Annotated in this window: 1 protein-coding gene; it reads right to left on the reverse strand. The window is 60.0% G+C overall.

The window, feature by feature from the left end; translation table 11 throughout:
- The coding region (locus tag EOA38_RS38500; protein WP_127301684.1) for a response regulator at positions 1 to 548 on the reverse strand (548 nt) is incomplete at both ends.

Genomic DNA, 548 nt, shown 5'->3' on the forward strand with positions numbered 1-548 from the left:
AAATAATCGTTGATGTGCTTCATGCCGTCCAGATCGACGAAGGTCACCACCAACCCCGTTCCGGTCCTGGCGGCGCGCTTCACCACCTCTCTGGCGAGCACTGCGAAGCCACGGCGGTTGTGAAGGCCGGTAAGGTCGTCGACGAGCGACAAGTCCCTTATCTGCAGCACCATCCTATGGCGCTCCCGGGCATAGCGAATGGCGCGCACAATTTGCTGCCCGTCGATTTGCCCCTTGACGAGATAGTCCTGAGCGCCGTCGCGAACCGCTTGAATCGCCGATCCTTCGTCGTTGAGGCCGGTCAGCACGATGACCGGGACGTCGGGGGCTGTCGCCTGAAACCGCCGAAGCGTGTCCAAACCCGTGCTGTCGGGGAGAGACAAATCGAGCAATACGAGATCGAAGCTCTGGTCGGCGAACTGCTCGAGGCCATGGGCCAACCGATTCACTTCAGAGATCACGAAGCTCGTGCCACTGCCTTCCGCGAGCAGTTCCCGGATCAGCCGAGCATCACCGGGATTGTCTTCAACGAGGAGTATGTTCTGTCT

Source organism: Mesorhizobium sp. M1E.F.Ca.ET.041.01.1.1 (genome assembly GCF_003997355.1).
Lineage (GTDB): Bacteria > Pseudomonadota > Alphaproteobacteria > Rhizobiales > Rhizobiaceae > Mesorhizobium.